Source organism: Pantoea phyllosphaerae (assembly GCF_051025595.1).
GTDB lineage: Bacteria > Pseudomonadota > Gammaproteobacteria > Enterobacterales > Enterobacteriaceae > Pantoea.
Genome location: NZ_JBPFDE010000009.1, coordinates 43316 through 61537, shown reverse-complemented (window position 1 = coordinate 61537; position 18222 = coordinate 43316). Strand labels below are relative to the sequence as shown.

Sequence of the window (18222 nt, the reverse complement as noted above, 5' to 3'; positions counted from 1 at the left end):
TAAAATCATCTCGTTTAAATACAAGAGATTAGATTTATTTCTTGCCAGCTCCGCACTCTGGCACGCTATTCGCTATCTATTACGTCATGCCGATAGCAAATGATGAGAAAAATGATGAACATTCAGTTTGAACTGCTCCAGTCTGGCGCGGGCGCGCCGATAAAAATGTGGACACAAGGGGTCCCTGTCGAACCTGAAGCTAAACAGCAGCTGCTCAATACGGCCAGCATGCCGTTTATTTTTAAACATATGGCCGTTATGCCTGATGTGCATCTGGGTAAAGGCTCTACGATTGGCAGCGTGATCCCGACGCTGGGCGCCATTATTCCAGCGGCGGTCGGCGTCGATATCGGCTGCGGCATGATTGCGGTGCGCACCTCCCTGGTCGCCGCCGATTTGCCTGACAGCCTGCTGGGCCTGCGCAGCGCCATTGAGCAAGCCGTGCCACACGGGCGCAGCAGTAGCCGCAGCAAACGGGATAAAGGCGCATGGCACCAGACGCCGTCTGACGTCGATGCGCACTGGTCGCAACTGGCCGGGCGGTTTACGCGCCTGACGGAGCGCTATCCGCAGCTGCTGAAAACCAATCATCACCAGCATCTGGGAACGCTCGGCACAGGCAACCACTTTATCGAGATCTGCCTCGACCAGGCCGATCGCGTCTGGGTCATGCTGCACAGTGGCTCGCGTGGCGTGGGCAACGCGATCGGCACCCTGTTTATTGCGCTGGCGCAGAAAGATATGCAGCAGCATATTGCCCACCTTCCCGACCGCAATCTCGCCTATTTCCGGGAAGGCAGCCGTCATTATGACGACTATCTGGAGGCGGTAGGCTGGGCGCAGGATTATGCGCACCACAACCGCGAGGTCATGATGAATCGGGTGTTGGCAGCGCTGTCCGCCACCATTACTAAACCTTTCGCCACCCATCAAGAGGCGGTGAACTGCCATCACAACTATGTGCAGAAAGAGAAGCATTTCAATCAGCAGGTACTGATTACGCGCAAGGGCGCGGTGTCGGCGCAAAGGGGCGAGATGGGCATCATTCCCGGCTCAATGGGTGCCAAAAGCTTTATCGTGCGCGGCCTGGGCAACGAAGAGAGCTTCTGCTCGTGCAGCCACGGTGCGGGGCGCACCATGAGCCGCACCGCCGCTAAAAATCGTTTCACTCTCGACGATCAGATCCGCGCCACGGCCCACGTTGAATGCCGCAAAGATCGTGACGTCATAGATGAAATCCCTATGGCTTACAAAGACATTGATGCCGTGATGGCGGCGCAGTCCTCGCTGGTGGAAATCGTTCACACGCTGCGCCAGGTGGTCTGCGTAAAAGGATAAAAGGAAAAGAAGGATGAAAATAGAAACGGGATTACACGGCGTTGACGAACCGATGCGCGCCCGCGTTCGCGCTGTTCTGGCGCAAACGGAAGCTGAGCACGATATCCGGATAGTATTCGCCTGCGAATCAGGCAGCCGGGGCTGGGGCTTCGCCTCCCCGGACAGCGATTATGATGTCCGTTTTCTCTACGTGCACAAACCTGAATGGTACCTGCGCGTTGAGTCGCCGCGCGACGTTATTGAAAAGCCCATCGATGCCGAACTTGATCTCTGCGGCTGGGAGTGGCGAAAGGCGCTGGGTCTTTTAAAGCGCGCCAACCCGACGCTGATCGACTGGCTCGATTCGCCCGTTATCTATCGGCAGGACGAGGCGGTTATGACTGGCTTGCGGGCGCTCGGCGAGCGTTTCTTTTCGCCCGAGCGGGCGCGCTGGCACTACCGCTCAATGGCCCACAAGAACTTCCATCACTATTTGCAGAGCGATACCGTCAGGCTGAAAAAGTACTTTTATGTGCTGCGTCCGCTGCTGGCGGTACGATGGATAGAAGCGGGCAAAGGCGCACCGCCTATGCGCTTCGATCGGTTATTAGCGGGCACCGTGCAGGCGGGACCGTTACTTGAGGAGATCGCGGCACTGCTTAGCGCCAAACAGCGCGCCGGCGAGGCGCAGTTTGGGCCGCGCCGCCCCGTGCTGCACGCCTTTATCGAGCATGAACTGGCGCGTGATGAAACCACGCTCGCGCCGCCGCCTCACCAGCGCGATGATGCATTACTGGATGCACTGCTGTTTAACACCGTCATGGGCAAGATGACTTAAAAGGGAATGCAGATGAAAAGCTGGCTTGTCAGGTTGCTGAACATCAAAACAAAAGAGACTTTTCCGGTGGTATGGGATGCGCAACGGCCCTCCCTCTACGCACGTCTCGAACAGACGTATGAGCAGGCACACCCCCTGCCCTGGGATAATAACGTGCTGCCATGTCAGCCTTTGGAGGGATCGGATGAAGTATTCTGGGCGCCGGGCGCGCTTGAAGGCACCATGATTTATCACTTCGGCTCAGGCGGTGGCGATACTGGCGCAGAAGAGATTTTGTCCCGTTTGCAGCAGGCGACAGGGAAACCAAATGCAACAACGATGCAGGCGCTGTATGACTTAATTATTCAGGGCTCTCCGCTGCATTATATCGATGAGCTGCTAAAAGCTATCCCCACCGCAGAGGGCCTGCGAGCGGACCGGCTCAATGCACTGCTGTTATTTCTGTGCACCCGCAGTCCGGATCAAAATGCGATAAAGTTCGCTATGGCTCTGCTGGCTTTCTTTCCGCAGCAGCAAAGCGTGGATCTCTTACAGGTGCTGGGACGCCACGATGAGTTCACGCTTTACGCGGTTGTGGCGCTGCGTTCTATGCTCACTCCAGAGCACTATGCAGAGCGCTGGTTCGCGATGGCACAACGCGTAGACGGCTGGGGCCGGGTTCATTTGATGGAACGTATGCCTGAGATGCTGGATGACAAGATGCGCGGCTGGCTTTTACGCGAAGGGTTCTCTAATTCAGTTATGAATGAATACACTGCGGTGAATTGCGCGGTTCACGGCGAACTGTGCAAAGCCCTGGCGAGCGAACATGACGATGCGCTTCTACTGAGTGCGGCCGAGATAGTGTGCGCTTTGTTAAATGAAGATTCGGTTCCCGGCATGTCGGTTTATGACGACGCGGTGGAAACCTGCCAACGCTATTTACAAAACGTGATTGCCCAGCAGCCAGCGCATCCTTTGCACTACCTTACGGCCAAACGTATTGGTGAGTGGGCACGGCAGGAAGCCTCGCTCGCTCCCTCACTCTCCGCCCAATTGGTGACAATGAGTGCTGATATTCTGGCATTAAATCTCTGGGATGACGTCACCCGACAAGCGCTGGCGGGTGACGCAGGTTATCTATTCAATCTGGCGATCGACGTATGCCGCGATCGTCAAAAAGATCCCTTTCCCCTCCTGTTTGCACGCCAGCGTGATATGCCTGAGTCAACCCTCTGGTATCAACTTATGCAAACTGAGGATATCAACCAGGCTATTCAGGTCTGTTCTCTGGCTGAGACGCAGTTTGACCTTAATGCCCTCGCGAGCGGGCCGACGCTTAGCAGCGGTACAGGACCCAAATGGAACGTTCACCGCCATCTGGATTCGCTATTACAGGAATTAAAGCGCTTTCCGGAAACAGGCTGGCCTTTACTTAAAGCAGCACTCCGGAGTCCAGTGATAAGAAACCGTCAAATGGCGCTCAATGCTCTTGAAGCATGGCCACTAAATAGCCTGTCTGTTCATCTTCACTACATTGAAGAATGCGTTGAAAGTGAACCGTACGAAGAAGTGCAGCAACGACTAAAGGGCCTGCGGGATCGCTTGTGCCAACACGGCTGACCGACAGGCAAGGTCCGCTTTCAGCGGGCTTTTATTCAGTCGTGAAGTGCAGCTGCGCCGCCAGCATCTAAGGCTTAACCAGACGGATCGCGTGCTCCAGCATCCGCTGCTCATCGCGCTCGCTGTGGGAGCGGTGCTGCCGCGCGCGTTTCAGCAGCGCGGAAATCTCTTCCCGTTTGGTCTCATGGCCCGATTCAGCCAGCACCACCACCGCATCGCCAATGACCCGGCAGACTTCGTCATAATCCTCTTCATTTAATGCATCGCGCTTCATCGCTCCTCCTGCCAGGCTTCGCCAGTCGTCGTAAAAGAGTACTCAGAAACAGTAGTCAGGATCGTCGCGCGCCGCAAACCCGCGGCGGGCGGAACCGCATCTGAGGCTTAGGGCTTCGCTTCGCCACCGGCGCAACTCTTCTCCAGAGAGCTGCGCCGGTTGTGCCTTACCGGCGGGTTGAGAGCGTTTGCAGCACTTTCAGCTCCGCCACCGCTTCCTGCATGGCGTCCATGCCAGCGGTCAGGGTGCGCAGGCTATCCAGCTGTTTCGTCATGTCTGCGCGCTCCTCGCGCGTGCGATGGCTCATCGCCGCGATGGTATCGGCCGCGTGGATGCTGCGCTCGGCCATATCGGTGGCGGTTTGCACCGTATTGGTGGCCACGTCGCGAATGCGTGAAATGGTGCTCACCGCATCGTTGATATTGCTTGCTGTGGCTTCCGCCTGCTCTTTAGACGAGTGGGCCAGACGGCGCACTTCGCCCGCCACCACGGCGAATCCCCTGCCCGCTTCGCCCGCGCGCGCCGCTTCAACCGCCGCGTTCAGCGCCAGAATATTGGTCTGGAACGCGATATTGCTGATGCCATGCGTAATGACATTGATGCCGTTTGATATCTCCTCCAGATCGTCCAACCCTTCGCCTAATCGGCCCTGTGCCTGCTGGCTTTCTCTGGCGAGATCGCTGATGGCGCGGATAGCGCTTTCAGCCATGGTAAGCGCTTCGTTCTGGCTCTGGGTCGCCGCCTCCAGCACCGGCAGCGCCTTCACGATAGGCGCCAGCTCCTGCTGATAATTCACCACGCGCGCCAGCACGCCGGACTGCACGCGGTTCAGCGCCTCCCAGCGACGCAGCGCGCGCTGGGCGTAATGCGCCGCATAGCTGGCATACTCCACGGGAAATTGCGCCATCGCATTGGCGTCGTGATTAAAAAACACCAGCGCAGAGAGGGTCTGATTGATCGGCACCCCCAGGATTTCGCCGAAGCTGGAGAAGCCGGCGGCGGGAATGCCTTTAAAGAAGTGGGCGTCGTGTAGCCGATCGGCGTTGCCGACGCGGCGTAGTATGCAGTCGTTCATCAGGATCGCCGCCGGTTTGCCGTGGCGTGCGGTGAACGCCTGCCAGTCGCGCAGCGTCGCCTGCTTAAAATCGGTTTCGCGCATCAGATAGAGCCGGTCGCCGAATTCCAGGTCGCAAAAAAACTGCACGCTGTGGCTCGTCATTTTCGCCACGGAGCGAATAAAGAACGCCTCGCCCACCTTAACGGCGAAGGTCAGCCCCTTCAGCCGCTCGGTAAGCTGCTGTTCGTTGCACGCCAGATGTTCCGCCAGCGCCTGGGTAAACGGCTGCTGCTGCCCCTGCTGATTGAACACCGAGGTCAGGGTGCGGGTAACGGGATCCGCTTCCGCAATTAGCCAGCTCTTATTCAGCGGCTCAAAGTTCTGGCTTTTAAAAGGCGCAAAGGATTTGCCCGCCGCCATGCGACAGAAAACGATCACCGCTTTCCCCTGCAGCACGCGACCGCCTACGCCGATCCAGGTGCCGTCAAAGTTAACGCGCCCGCCCGCCGAGCCACCAATCGCCAGGCAGGGAAAGCGATCGCTGTTGTACCACGCCTGCATCAAAAATCCTTCCGACGCCGACAGCCCGTCGCAGTAGATCATGGCAAAGGTGCGATCGGCAGAGAGCGGCATGCGCAGCCTGATCGCGGCCAGCTCCTGCTCAATCGCGCTGATACGATCGGTCGCCGTGTGGGTGTCACTGAGATGCAGGTCAACGATATGGGTTTCATGTTCCGCGATCAGGCTGCGCGGCAGCCAGAGCCAGCTTCCCTCCTGGCTATCCCCTTTGCAGTAGGTTGTCTGCCTGCCGCTGGCGCTGAGCGCGCCGTTAGAGGAGAGGGTAATGACGGTTAAATCCGCCGAGGTAAAGCGCTGCCAGGCCTGGCTGACCCTCTGAAAATCGGCCTCGGGCGGCACGAACGTCAGTAATACCCCTGCCGCGCGCGGGCTGAGGCCTGCCGCAGCGAGCGAGGCCGGCAGGCTCTCGCAGTTAAAAATGTTGTTAGCGGGCTGAGACGCGCCTGCGAAACCTGAACCGAAAAAGCGTTTACCCATTGCCTTGAGAGCAGACATATTGTTATTTCCACTGTGATTAAAAGTTGTGCATAGGCTGGTGTTGTAAAAAAGGAGGGCTAAAAGCAGGTCCGTTCGCAATCAGTACTCATGATCCCTGGTCAGCGTCAGAAAATGCGCTGAGCAAGGGGTTATCGACCTGTGGAGCCAGAGCTTCAGCGATTAATGTGACTGGCATCACTGATAAGAGGAGTTAAATATGTATTGGAAAGAGGCATTCGCGCGTGCTTTTAGTGGTTACTTCCGCATTTAATTACCTGCTTCGCGCTTTACCTTATATTGCTCTGCGCCTCCCCGCCTTCACATCATAAGCTGACGAATTAAACAGTCTGGTAACATTTGGCTTGCCGCCGCCAGATAATAATTTTATTAATATTTAGTCAGTTATGTTAATCAGCGTTTCAGCGTGTTAATAAAAACCATTACAGGGATAACGTATGCCGATTAAACACGCCGCTGCCGCGAGTGCAGATCCGGGTCTGTTCCAGACGCTAAAATCCTTCCCGGCGGCTGTCCATGCGCTGCTCTTTTTTACGCTTGTTATACGGTTTAGCTATTTTATGGCGTGGCCGTTTATCGCCGTCATCATGACGCAAAATTATCACCTGTCGCCGGTCGCCATAGGCATGGCGATGACCAGCAGCGCGCTCTTCTCGGTGGCGCTGGGTATGTACGGCGGCCAACTCTCGGACCGGCTGGGACGACGCGTGATTTTGCTGCTGGGCTGCGCCTTCTCCGGGCTGGGCTATATCATCCTGGCGCAGGCCACCGGGCTGGGGCTGTTTATCGTTGGCCTGATGATTACCGGCGTCTCCTTTGCGTGGGTTGATCCCCCTTTGCGCGCGCTGATGAGCGATTTGCTGGGCGATCGCCGTCGCCGTGCGCTTGCGCTGCAAATGCGCTACTACCTGATTAACGTCGCGGCGGTGTTTGGTCCGCTGGTGGGGATCGTCTTTGGCCTGACCTCACAAAAGGGAACCTTTCTGATCACTGGGCTGAGCTACCTCCCTTTTTTCGCTTACGTGCTGCTGTTTATCCCGGCGGGCAAACTGCTGAGCGAGCAGCAGGCTGGCAATGAGCCGCCGGTAAAGCTGAACCAGATGGTGGCGATTATCGCCAGAGACAGAACCTATATGGCAGCGCTGCTGTGCAGCATTTTATGCAGCGTGGTGTTTATCCATTATGAAGCGATACTGCCTCAGTACCTGCTGTTGCTTGACGGCAACGCGGCAGTGAAGCTGATCACCCTGATACTGGTCACCAATGCCTCTACCGTGCTGCTGTTTCAGACATTTATTGTGCGGTTTATGGCGCAGATGACTCTGCCGAAACGCATTCTGTTGGGCGGGCTTATTTTCGCTCTGTCGCAGCTCCTTTTCTTTTCCGTGCGCTCAACGGAAATCTGGCTGTGGCTCGCGGTGACCGGCGTCTTTAGCCTGGGGGAAGCGATTCTTATGCCGAACCTGAATATCCTGCTCGATCAGCTGGCGCCGGCAAAGCACAGAGGCGCCTATCTGGGCGCCTCTATGCTGACGACGCTGGGGATCGCGGCCGGGCCGTTGATTGGCGGCGTTATGCTGGCGCTGACCGGTGCTGGCGTCTTTCTCTGCACCGCCCTGCTTAGCCTGATGCTGTGCGCGCTAATTTACCTCTTCAGGATCAGCATTCTGAGCCGTTTACAGGATGTTTAGCTGCGTCGCTTACCCCTCTGCGATCGGCGAGCCCGTCTGCCTGGTGGACGGGCCGAAACGATCCCGCCCCTGAGCCTCCCTGTAATATGCCCCTTGCCAAAGACGAAGCAGACCGCCGCAGGCAGATATCACCTTCCTGTCTGGAGTCGCTTTCTAAATATGAGGTGAAGATGAAATAACCGGCCGGGAAACGGCTGCTTAGCTGAAACGATTTAACAAAACACCTCTTTTTCGGTTCTCTGCTGCTTAAAGCGCGCTGTATCGATGGTTTATCAAGCGAAAACCTGTGACGCAGATCTGATTTATTTCATCCTCCCGACGAAAAATCGTGTCAGGTGAAGCTCATCACGTTTTCATACGGCCGCAATTAATACTCTTGGCCGACTCAAGCTAAATCAATTCAGCAACGGGATGCATAAAATGAAAAAGGCACTTTTAGCAGGCATGGTTATGGCGGTAATCAGTGGTCAGGCAGCAGCGCAAACGTGGGTGCTGACGGATGCTGAAGCCGGTGCGGACAAGGGAAACTGGCAGATTGACAGTAAAGCGCTGAAGCTCTCTGGCGACGACTTCAGCTTACAGCAGAAAGTCCTGCACGGCGGCAAACAGGAAGGTTCAAAGGTGCTGACCATCACCAGCAAAAATGGCCTGACTATCGCCCTGAGCCCGACGCGCGGCATGGATTTGCTGCACGTGAATAGCGATGGCGTTCGTCTGGGATGGGATTCGCCGGTCAGCGAGGTGGTCAACCCTGCCTATATTAATCTTGAAAGCCGCAACGGATTGGGCTGGCTGGAAGGATTCAATGAAATGATGGTGCGCTGCGGCTATGAGTGGACCGGGCATCCCGTGACGAAAGATGGCAGAATCTATACCCTGCACGGGAAGGCGGGCAATACGCCAGCCTCACGCGTTGAAGTCGTCATTGATGATAAGGCGCCGCATGAAATTCGCGTGCGCGGTCTGCTGAAAGAAAGCACCTTTAAAAAAGCGAATCTGGAAACCTGGACCGAACTGCGTTATGTGCCCGGCGCGAAATCTTTTACCCTGCATGACGTGCTGACCAACCGCGGCGACTATCCGCATGACTATCAAATTATTTATCACAGCAACTTCGGCACGCCGATTCTGGAAAAAGCGGCGCGCTTTATCGCCCCGCTGAAGTCGGTTTCGCCTTTTAATGACTATGCAAAAAGCGGCCTGAAAGCCTGGAATATTTACGACGCGCCGACCAAAGATTTCGACGAGATGGTGTTTAACCTGGTGCCAAAAGCGGACAGCAGCGGCAAAACGCTGGCGGCGGTGATCAACAGCAAAGGCGATAAAGGCGCCTCGATTGAGTTCGATACCCACCAGCTTCCCCTGCTGACGATGTGGAAGAACACGGATACGCTGAAACAGGGCTACGTCACCGGCATTGAGCCGGGCACCAATTACGCCTACCCAGTCACCATTGAAAAAGAGCAGGGTCGCGTGAAGCAGTTAGCGCCGGGCCAAAGCACCACCTTTGAGCTGACCTATACCCTGCTGAGCAGCGCCAGCGCGGTTAACGCAACCGAACAGCGCATTAAGCAGATTCAGGGCGATGAACAGCCCACGGTGGATGAGAAACCCATCGCCGTAGAGTAAGGCTGGCGGGCAGATCGCCATCGCTGCGGTTTGCCTTTTTGCAGGACGCCTGAACGCGGCGTTCAGGATCCTCAGGACGCTTTTCTGAGTCACAAAAGGTCACCTGTTCAATAAAGTGTTTCTATTATTAGGTTAATTAACCGGTTATCCGTTAACACCTACGCTTTTACAGGAGATCACGATGAAAGCAGTCACGCTCAAGGCGCCCGGCGGTCTGGAAAACATTACCCTGACTGATATTGCCGACCCCGGCAGGCCTGGCAAAGGCGAAATTCGGGTGGCGATTCAAGCCAGCTCGCTCAACTTTCACGACCTGATTGTGGCCAGCGGAGAGTTCCCCACCCAGGATGGCCGCGTCCTGCTGTCAGACGGCGCAGGCGTTGTGGAAGAGGTGGGAGAAGGCGTTGAAGCGTTCAAGGTCGGCGACCACGTCGTCTCTACCTTTTTCCCCATCTGGCCGGCAGGCAAACCGCTGCCCGCAGCAGGCAACTTTGCCCATACGCCCGGCGACGGCATTGATGGTATGGCGAGCGAATATGTTGTTCGCCCGGAAAGCGCCTTCACCCATGCGCCGCAAGGCTGGCGCCATGCCGAGTCAGCCACCATCACCACTTCCGCCCTGACCGCCTGGCGCGCGCTGGTGACAGATGGCCAGCTTAAAGCGGGTGAAACGGTGCTGGTGCAGGGAACCGGCGGCGTCTCCATCGCGGCGCTGCAGATCGCCAAAGCGATGGGCGCCAGGGTGATTGCCACCTCCTCCTCCGACGAAAAGCTCGCCGCCGTACGGGCGATGGGCGTCGATGAAACCATCAACTACAAAACCACGCCGCAGTGGGGCGACAAAGCGCTCGCGCTGACGCAGGGGGTCGGCGTCGACCACGTGGTGGAGGTGGGCGGGCCGGCCACCCTGAATGAATCCCTGAAGGCGGTCAAAGTCGGCGGCCATATTGCGCAGATTGGCATCCTCTCCGGCGATAAAGCGGATATCTCCGTGCTCTCTCTGCTGGCAAAGCAGGTTCAGCTTAAGGGCCTGATTGTGGCCAGCCGCCAGGACCAGGTCGATTTTGTGAAGGCGCTGGAGATCATGGGCAAGAAGCCGGTGATTGACCGGACCTTCAAATACGCCGAGCTCGGCGACGCCTTTCGCTACCAGCAGAGCGGCGCCCATCTGGGCAAAATTTGCGTCGAGTGGTGATAGCGCAGGCCATTGCGCGCGCCCTTATCGCCCTGCTGTAATGGCACCCGCACGCCCTTTAGCCGGGCCGTGCCGGTGCCCGAAGCTATCCCTCTTATCCCGCGCCGTTACCCCGCTTCGCCAGAGGCCACGCCAGTTGACAGACTACCGGTGCCGGGACAATCAGTAACCGTGAACAGGAGACAAGATGGCCGACTTCGATTTTCATAAGTTTCTGATTAACGATCTGCCTTATACCTTTCTTTTTGAAGTCGTCATTCGCGTGTTTATTGCCTACAGCGTGGTGTTTATTTTCCTCAAAATTTCTGGCAGACGAGGCGTTCAGCAGCTGTCGCTTTTTGAGGTGGTCATTATTTTGACGCTGGGCTCCGCTTCTGGTGACGTGACATTTTATGACGATGTGCCGGTGCTGCCCGTCATCATGGTTTTTATCGTGCTGCTTGCGCTTTACCGTCTGACGACCTGGGCTATGTCGCGATCGACCACGCTGTCGACCCTGATTGAGGGAAACGTCGTCACCCTTATTTCCCAGGGGAAGTATGTCTCCAGCAATCTCGACAAACTCAATATTTCTGAAGATGAGTTTTTAATGGAGCTGCGCCATGCGGGCGCAGAACATCTTGGTCAGATTCGCCTGGGACTGGTCGAAGTGGATGGCCAGCTCAGCCTCTATTTCTATCGAGACGAAGATGTCGTGCCCGGTCTGTCCGTTCTGCCGGCTGAGCATCGTCCCTGCTTCACCTTAATCCCTCAGGACGGCTTATATGCCTGTAAGCGCTGCGGCCTGACCCAGCAGATGCATCGCGGTGACAAAGGTAACTGCCCCGAATGTGGTCGGGATATATGGTCGCTGGCGCTGCATTCGCGTCGGACATAAATCGCGGGCCGCTTGCTCCTGGTGCCTCGCCTGGCCCGCCGGCCCCTCTCCCGCGACGCTTTCAGCCGTTTTTTTAGCCAGACGGCGCTTGTGAAACAGCTGGTAATGATTTTTTTACTCGGCTCGGCGCGCATACCGCTACGGCCTGCGCGCCACGTTCGCACACCGCGCCAGCGCCGCCACATGCGCCCAGCGGGCAACAGCCTGCTGGTGCGCCGGGCGGCAGCGGCCCGGTTGGTCAGCTTGCGTCATAAGATGAAAAAAGCGTAAGCCTCCAGCATAACCGCCGGGCTTTGCTACGCTTTTAGTGAACGCCAACTCAAAGGAGACGAACTATGTCAGGAAAAATCGAAGATACCGTTAAAGAAGTTGCTGGTGCCGCTGAGCAGCAATGGGGCGAAGCCACCGATTCACCGCGTCATCGCGTTCGCGGTGCCGCACGTCGTTATTCCAACCAGGCGACCTACGCTGCGCGCGACGCGGCAGACACCATTAAAGACCAGGTCCAGTCAAACCCGCTTGCCGGTCTGGCAGTCGCCGCTGGCGTCGGCGTCTTTATCGGCTTCCTGCTGGGGCGTAAATAAGCCCGCGCCGCTTTCCGCATAACGCGGAAAGAACGGGAAGGGACGCCTGTCCCTTCCCGTCAGTCAGGCTCCCTTCTCTCTCTACTCCGCATCGCGCTTTCCAGTTCCCGTACAGGGTAAAAGCTGTCATCCTCTTTTCTCGCGACCGCCTGACTCGCCGCATTGCCCGTTCGGCTGCTGCTAACTGTCAGCGTTTTTCAGGCTCTTTGAGGAAAAAACGTGCTCTGGCTTATCTCAAAACAGACGATTGTTAAAACGGTTCGGCATTGCGCTGATGTAGAGGCTACAGCCGCTGCTGAGCCTCGCTGTTTTTCAGCGTCATCAGCGCGGGAATAGTGACCAGCGCGGTGGCCATCATGTACCAGGTCGGGATATCAGGATTGCCGGTCTGCTTCATCAGGCCGGTGATAATCAGGCCAGCGCAGCCTGAAAAGATGGCGTTCGACAGCGAATAGGCGAGCCCCAGCCCGGTGTAGCGCACATGGGTGGGAAACATCTCCGCCAGCATCGCGGGGCCAGGCCCTGCCAGCATGCCGACAATGCCGCCGGCGATAAACACCACCAGCGCGCGCAGCGCGGTCGAGGTGGTGTCAGCCTGCAACAGGTTGAGCAGCGGAAACGCGAGCAGCAGCAGCAAGACGCTGGCGGTGAGCATCACACGGCGGCGGCCGATTTTATCGCTGAGCCAGCCGGCCGGTAAAATGGTGGCCGCAAAGCCTAAATTAGAGATCACCGCGCTCAGCAGCGCCTGACTAAAGCCGGTATGCAGCGCCGCCTGCAGATAGCTGGGCATAATCACCAGCCAGGTATAGCCCGCCGCCGACCAGAGCATCACCCGCGCAATCGCCAGCAGGATAATTTTCAGCGTCTGCGCGGCGCTCGCCTGCGGACGGGTCTGCTGGTGCTGGCGAATAAAGCTCGGCGTCTCCTCGATGCTCAGCCGCAGCCACAGCGCAATCAGCCCGAGCGGCAGCGCCAGCAGGAAAGGCACGCGCCAGCCCCAGGCGAGCATGGCGTCGGGGCTGAGCAGCCCCGACAGCAGCGCCACGACGCCCGCGCCCGCCAGCAGCCCCAGCGCCACGGTAAAGGATTGCCATGCGCCGTAGAGCCCGCGCCTGCCCGGCGGCGCGAATTCGGTCATCAGCGCCACCGCGCCGCCATACTCGCCGCCCGCGAACAGCCCCTGCAGAATACGCAGCCCGGTGAGGATCAGCGGCGCGGCGATGCCGAGCGCGGCGCTGGTCGGCACCAGGCCAATCAGGGTGGTCGCCAGCGTCATCAGCAGCAGCACCGCGATCAGCGTCGGCTTGCGGCCGATCCGATCGCCGATGCGGCCGAAGATGACGGCGCCCAGTGGACGAAAGAAAAAGGCGATGGCGAAGGAGGCCCAGGTCAGGATCAGGCTGCTGAGCGCCGAAGCGCCGGGTAGCTGAAAGAAATTCTGCGCGATCAGCGTCGTGAGAAAGCCGTAAACGGCGAACTCATACCATTCAATAAAGTTGCCGACCGAACCGGCAAGTAACGCGCGTCGCTGACGCTGCGCCAGCAGTTGAGGATTTTCCACAGGCCTCTCCTGATAACGGATCCTTTAATGCGTCAAGTATAGGATTGCAACGCGCGTTCGGCCTCAGCGCGCCGCAAAGCGGCGCGGTTTTTCCATGCGAAACCCCAGGCCGAGCAGCCGCCCAAAGACAAAGCGCAGGAACGGCCATTTGCGCAGCATGCCCGGCATCGGGTTTTTCCCGCCTCCGCCCGGCCGTTTACGGCTCATTTTGATCTGCAAAAACTGGGTAGCCACGGTGGGAAACTGACGTCGTTTCTGCACCCGGGCCAGATCGCGCAGCGTGACGCGGCCACGCTGTAGCGGCCGGGTCAGCAGATTGGCGGCGGCCACCGCATCCTGAATCGCCAGGTTGACGCCGACCCCGCCAACAGGCGACATGGCGTGCGCCGCATCGCCGATACAGAGCAGTCCGGGCCGCATCCACTTATCCAGCCGGTCGATACGAATCGACAGCAGCCGGATCTGCGACCAGTCGTCGATCGCCTCCAGCCGTCCGGCGTCGAACGGCAACACCGCGGCGATGCGCTGCTTAAGCGCCCCCAGCCCGTCACGCTGCAGCGCCTCAAACTCCCCCTTCTCGATCGTGAAGCCGCACTGCCAGTAGTCGCCGCGATCGATAACGATAAGGTTGTTGCGCGGGCCGCTGTGGCCGGTGCCCATCGCGGGATCGTCAGGCTGCTTGTCGAGTCGAAACCAGATCACGTCGCGCGGCGTGCCGAAGGCGCGGCTGGTCAGCCCCGCCTGCGCCCTGACCGCCGAATGCCGCCCGTCGGCGCCAATGACCAGCTGCGCGCGGAGGGTCAGCAGCTGGCCGTCGCGCAGCGCGGTGACGCCGCACACCCGCCCCTGCTCGACGATCAGCTCGCTGAGGGTGGTCGAGGTCATGAGCCTGAAGCCGGGAAAGGCGGCGCACTGGTCGGCAAGAAAGTTAAGAAAGTCCCACTGCGGCATAAAGGCGATAAAGCGGCAGCGCACCGGCAGGCGCGAAAAATCGGCCATCGTCACCGCTTCTCCGCCCATTTCCGCCTGCAGCTGTTCGGCGCGCTGATGCGGCAGCGCCAGCAGCTTATCCAGCAGGCCCAGGTGATGCATCACCTCCAGCGTGGAGGGGTGAAGGGTGTCGCCGCGAAAGTCGCGCAGAAAATCGGCGTGTTTTTCAATAACGACCACCTGCAGGCCGGCGCGCGCCAGCAGGTAGCCGGTCATCAGGCCCGCCGGACCGCCGCCGACGATGCAGCAGTCAGCGGAAAGCGTCTGTGATGGCATAGTCACTCCTCGGTTAGTGCCTGACAGTGTAGGCCAGCTGTCAGGCATAAAGTACAGACTTATTGCAGGGATTTTGCCGTCTGGCTTGAACGATCTCATCTGGCTGCCAGGCTTAAAGGTAATGTCAAACACCCCACCATAAGGAGAGAACATGTCGAGATTTACAGGAAAAGTGGTCGTTGTCACCGGAGCGGGTTCGGGTATAGGTCAGGCTACGGCACAACAGTTTTCCCGTGAAGGCGCCGCCGTGGTGCTGGTTGGCAGAACCGAAGAGAAGCTACAGAAAACGCTCGCGATGCTGGCGTCAGGCGATCACCTGGTGGCGCCGTGCGATGTCGCCGAGGTCGATCAGGTTAAGGCGCTGCGCGATCGCGTGGCGGAGAAATATGGACGCGTCGATGTCCTCGTCAACAACGCGGGCAGCGTAGTACAGGGCCGCATTCACGAGGTGCAGCCGGATGACTGGCACAAGCTGATGAAGGTCGATCTTGACGGCGTTTACTACTGTATTCACCACTTTATGCCCGACCTGCTGAAAACCCAGGGCAACGTGGTCAATATCTCTTCAGTGTCCGGCCTGGGCGGCGACTGGGGCATGAGCGTCTACAATGCGGCGAAAGGCGCGGTGACCAACTTTACCCGCTCGCTGGCGATGGACTACGGCGCCGACGGCGTGCGCGTCAACGCCATCTGCCCCGGCCTGACCTTCACCGACCTCACTGAAGAGATGAAAAACGACGAGGCGCTGATGGAGCGCTTCTATGACCGCATCGCGCTGCGTCGCGCTGGCGAGCCGGACGATATCGCCATCGCGGTGCTGTTTATCGCCAGCGACGACGCGCGCTACATTACCGGCGTCAATCTGCCGGTCGACGGCGGCATTACCGCCTCGAACGGGCAGCCGAAACAGGCATAGCGCCACCGACGGCATCGCGCTGTGCGATGCCGCTCACCCTCAGGAGAGACTATGAACCAGGATTATCTGATTTTCGGCGCCGGCTATCACGGCGAGGTCAAAAGCTTTGCAGCGGGCCAGGTAGAAGTTGAGGTTGAGATCAAAGCGCCTGAAGAGACGGAGAGCAGCACCTCGCCGAACCGCGAGGCGCTACAGCGCTACGTGCTGCCGGTGACGGTGATTGCGGTGGACGGCAAACGCTACAACGTGGCGACGGAAGAGAATCCCAGTGAAGATGAGGTCAGGCAGGCGGTTGAGCGCGCCCATGCGCAGCCGATTCAGACCGACGAACTGCTGTAACTCTCGGGGCGCGGCGTCAGCCTCGATCAGACGCCCGCCTCAGCCTTCTGCATCTCCACCAGCACCAGCGGACATTTCCTCACTTTGCAGGCGTGGTTATAGGCCAGCGCGCACACCGAACAGAGATCGCCCTCCGACTCATATTCATACTCCGTGAAATAACGGACGCCGGCGCGCTGTGACTGCGCGGCGCGGAATGACGCTTCAGCCAGAATCGCATCCAGCTCCCGGAAGGTCAGCGCGGAGGGATTATGGAATCCCACTTTGATTCGATAAGTAGCCATGCTGAGATTATTCCCGGCTGGCGCGCCGGCCGCCAGACGGTAATAGTATTTGGTGTGATAGCTGCGGATTATCAGCGGGATAATCCGCAGCTTGCGCCTAGGCCGCGTCGCTGGCGGCAACGTTATCCGTTTCGCCGAAACGCTCGCGCATCAGGGTTTCGATCTGCTCCAGTGATTTGCCGCGCGTCTCCGGCAGCATCAGGGCCACAAACGCCAGCGACGCCACGTTAATCGCCGCAAAAATAAAGAAGGTGCTGTTGCCCGCCAGCGCCAGCAGCGGCGGAAAGACGAAGGCGACCGCCGCGTTGCAGATCCACTGGAAAGAGACGGCGGTGCCGGTCAGCACGCCGCGCACCTTCATCGGGAAGAGCTCCGACATCAGCAGCCAGTAGACCGGCGAGATGCACATCTGCATAAAGAACAGGAACAGCATGATGCAGGCGAGCGCCAGCAGGCTCTGCGTCAGGTTCTGCGGCATAAAGACCAGCACCGCGCCCAGCGCCAGCTGCGCCGCGATCACCACGCACAGCCCGGTTATCAGCATCGGACGGCGACCGAAGCGCCCTACCGCGCGGATCCCCGCCATCACCGCCAGCACCGACACCACGCCGTTGCCGATGGTGGCGGCAATGGAGGCGCTGGTGCCCATGCCGGTCGTTTTCAGAATAATCGGCGTGTAGTACATAAAGGCGTTAACGCCGGTAAACTGAATGACGATGCCCATGCCCGCGCCGAGCAGCAGCAGACGCACCACCCATTTCTCGCGCAGCAGCTCACCGGCCGACGGGCCACGCTCCACTGCGCGCGCCTGTTTGCGCATCTCCGCCATCTCTTTACGCACCTCGCGCGGCGTTTCGCGCAGCTTCTTCATCACGCGCATCGCCTCTTTGATACGCCCCTCCGCCACCAGCCAGTGCGGCGAGGCGGGAACAAAGAAGGTGCCGATAAACAGCAGCGCGCCGGGGATCATCGCCAGCGCCAGCATATAGCGCCACATTTTCGGATCGTGCAGCAGGTAGCTCATCAGCGCGCTGACCACATAGGCGAGCAGCTGGCCGGAGACGATCATCAGCTCGTTGCGGCTCACCAGCGGCGCACGGTGGCGCGGCCCGGCAATCTCGGCGATAAACACCGGCACCGTTGAGGAGCCGCCGCCGACCGCGATGCCGAGCAGCAGTCGCATCGCGACCATTATCTCGACGTCAGGCGCAACGGCGGTGCCGATAGCGCCGGCGACAAAGAGCAGCGCCAGGCTGCGCAGGGTGATGCGGCGGCCGAAGCGGTCGGAGACATAGCCGCTGAGAAACGCGCCGATCGCGGCGCCGAAGATCAGGGAGGAGGTCACCAGCCCTTCGGTGAAGGGGGTGAGGTCAAGACCGCCCTGTGCGGGCGGCAGCGTCATATAGGGCAGCGCGCCGGAAATAATGCCGGTGTCGTAGCCAAAGGCGAGTGCGCCCATGGTTGCCACCAGCACCACAAAAAAGAGCCGCTGCCGAACGGTATCGGCCGACGGCGCGCTGCTGTCGTTTGATTCAGGTTTATTCTGCTCCACATTCACTCCATGAGTTTTAATACCCTGAATTTGCTTATAATTTCACCAACTCAGGCAAGAGTAACAAGTATAGTTGCCCTTTTGAATTTGTGACGCGCGTCACCTGATTTTCCCTTTGCGCGCGGCAATAGCCGCTTTCACGCCGCACGCCGCTCCGGCAACT

General features: G+C 58.7%; 16 protein-coding genes. 10 read left to right on the top strand and 6 right to left on the bottom strand.

The genetic code is table 11. The annotated features are described in order from the left end of the window. Nucleotides 1–114: 114 nt before the first annotated feature. From ACR6A7_RS13385 to ACR6A7_RS13375, 3 genes are read left to right on the top strand one after another with little or no spacing between them, the layout of a single operon-like run. Nucleotides 115–1338 (top strand): RtcB family protein, encoded by a 1224-nt coding sequence (locus ACR6A7_RS13385; RefSeq protein WP_434125377.1) that lies wholly within the window; start codon nucleotides 115–117, stop codon nucleotides 1336–1338. A gap of 13 nt (nucleotides 1339–1351) precedes the next feature. Continuing rightward, entirely contained in the window at nucleotides 1352–2155 is an 804-nt protein-coding gene (locus ACR6A7_RS13380; RefSeq protein WP_434125375.1) for a nucleotidyltransferase domain-containing protein, read from the top strand. Nucleotides 2156–2167: 12 nt separating this feature from the next. Beyond that, a complete protein-coding gene (locus ACR6A7_RS13375; RefSeq protein ID WP_434125374.1) occupies nucleotides 2168–3757 on the top strand; it encodes a hypothetical protein in 1590 nt (529 codons plus the stop codon). A gap of 67 nt (nucleotides 3758–3824) precedes the next feature. On the opposite strand, the gene ACR6A7_RS13370 is transcribed toward ACR6A7_RS13375, so the two are convergent. Next, nucleotides 3825–4031 carry a DUF2767 family protein gene (locus tag ACR6A7_RS13370; protein WP_103795540.1) on the bottom strand — a complete coding sequence of 69 codons (207 nt, stop codon included), beginning with the start codon at nucleotides 4029–4031 and terminating at the stop codon, nucleotides 3825–3827. A 166-nt stretch (nucleotides 4032–4197) separates the two neighbouring features. Beyond that, complete coding sequence (locus ACR6A7_RS13365; protein WP_434125372.1) at nucleotides 4198–6162, bottom strand: methyl-accepting chemotaxis protein; 1965 nt, start codon at nucleotides 6160–6162, stop codon at nucleotides 4198–4200. Between the two features lie 437 nt (nucleotides 6163–6599). On the opposite strand from ACR6A7_RS13365, the gene ACR6A7_RS13360 reads away from it, so the two are divergent. From ACR6A7_RS13360 to ACR6A7_RS13340, 5 genes are all read left to right on the top strand, one after another. Further along, nucleotides 6600–7853, top strand: coding sequence for an MFS transporter (locus ACR6A7_RS13360; protein WP_434125370.1), 1254 nt, complete (start codon nucleotides 6600–6602; stop codon nucleotides 7851–7853). Between the two features lie 420 nt (nucleotides 7854–8273). Next, the gene (locus ACR6A7_RS13355; protein WP_434125369.1) at nucleotides 8274–9482 is read left to right on the top strand and encodes an aldose 1-epimerase family protein; all 1209 of its coding nucleotides are present in this window, start codon (nucleotides 8274–8276) and stop codon (nucleotides 9480–9482) included. A gap of 181 nt (nucleotides 9483–9663) precedes the next feature. Then, nucleotides 9664–10677 carry a zinc-dependent alcohol dehydrogenase family protein gene (locus ACR6A7_RS13350; protein ID WP_434125368.1) on the top strand — a complete coding sequence of 338 codons (1014 nt, stop codon included), beginning with the start codon at nucleotides 9664–9666 and terminating at the stop codon, nucleotides 10675–10677. A gap of 187 nt (nucleotides 10678–10864) precedes the next feature. Continuing rightward, on the top strand, nucleotides 10865–11554 hold the full coding sequence (locus ACR6A7_RS13345; RefSeq protein ID WP_434125366.1) for a DUF421 domain-containing protein: 690 nt from the start codon (nucleotides 10865–10867) through the stop codon (nucleotides 11552–11554). A 335-nt stretch (nucleotides 11555–11889) separates the two neighbouring features. Further along, nucleotides 11890–12138, top strand: coding sequence for an ElaB/YgaM/YqjD family protein (locus ACR6A7_RS13340; protein ID WP_033747813.1), 249 nt, complete (start codon nucleotides 11890–11892; stop codon nucleotides 12136–12138). A gap of 283 nt (nucleotides 12139–12421) precedes the next feature. Here the strand turns inward: ACR6A7_RS13340 and ACR6A7_RS13335 are convergent, their stop codons facing one another. Both ACR6A7_RS13335 and ACR6A7_RS13330 read right to left on the bottom strand, forming a co-directional pair. Then, nucleotides 12422–13702, bottom strand: a complete 1281-nt coding sequence (locus ACR6A7_RS13335; RefSeq protein ID WP_434125365.1) for an MFS transporter — start codon at nucleotides 13700–13702, stop codon at nucleotides 12422–12424. Between the two features lie 63 nt (nucleotides 13703–13765). Beyond that, a complete protein-coding gene (locus ACR6A7_RS13330) occupies nucleotides 13766–14968 on the bottom strand; it encodes an FAD-dependent oxidoreductase (protein WP_434125363.1) in 1203 nt (400 codons plus the stop codon). Nucleotides 14969–15119: 151 nt separating this feature from the next. Between ACR6A7_RS13330 and budC the strand changes: the two genes are divergently transcribed. Together budC and ACR6A7_RS13320 are read left to right on the top strand one after the other, a co-directional pair. After that, nucleotides 15120–15884: a meso-2,3-butanediol dehydrogenase gene (gene budC / locus ACR6A7_RS13325; protein WP_434125361.1), complete on the top strand. Its 765-nt coding sequence runs from the start codon at nucleotides 15120–15122 to the stop codon at nucleotides 15882–15884. 51 nt (nucleotides 15885–15935) lie between these two features. Further along, nucleotides 15936–16223, top strand: a complete 288-nt coding sequence (locus ACR6A7_RS13320) for a hypothetical protein (protein ID WP_434125360.1) — start codon at nucleotides 15936–15938, stop codon at nucleotides 16221–16223. Nucleotides 16224–16249: 26 nt separating this feature from the next. On the opposite strand, the gene ACR6A7_RS13315 is transcribed toward ACR6A7_RS13320, so the two are convergent. Continuing rightward, a complete protein-coding gene (locus ACR6A7_RS13315) occupies nucleotides 16250–16507 on the bottom strand; it encodes a hypothetical protein (protein ID WP_434125359.1) in 258 nt (85 codons plus the stop codon). 97 nt (nucleotides 16508–16604) lie between these two features. Next, nucleotides 16605–18059, bottom strand: coding sequence for a sugar porter family MFS transporter (locus ACR6A7_RS13310; RefSeq protein WP_434125357.1), 1455 nt, complete (start codon nucleotides 18057–18059; stop codon nucleotides 16605–16607). Nucleotides 18060–18222 lie beyond the last annotated feature (163 nt).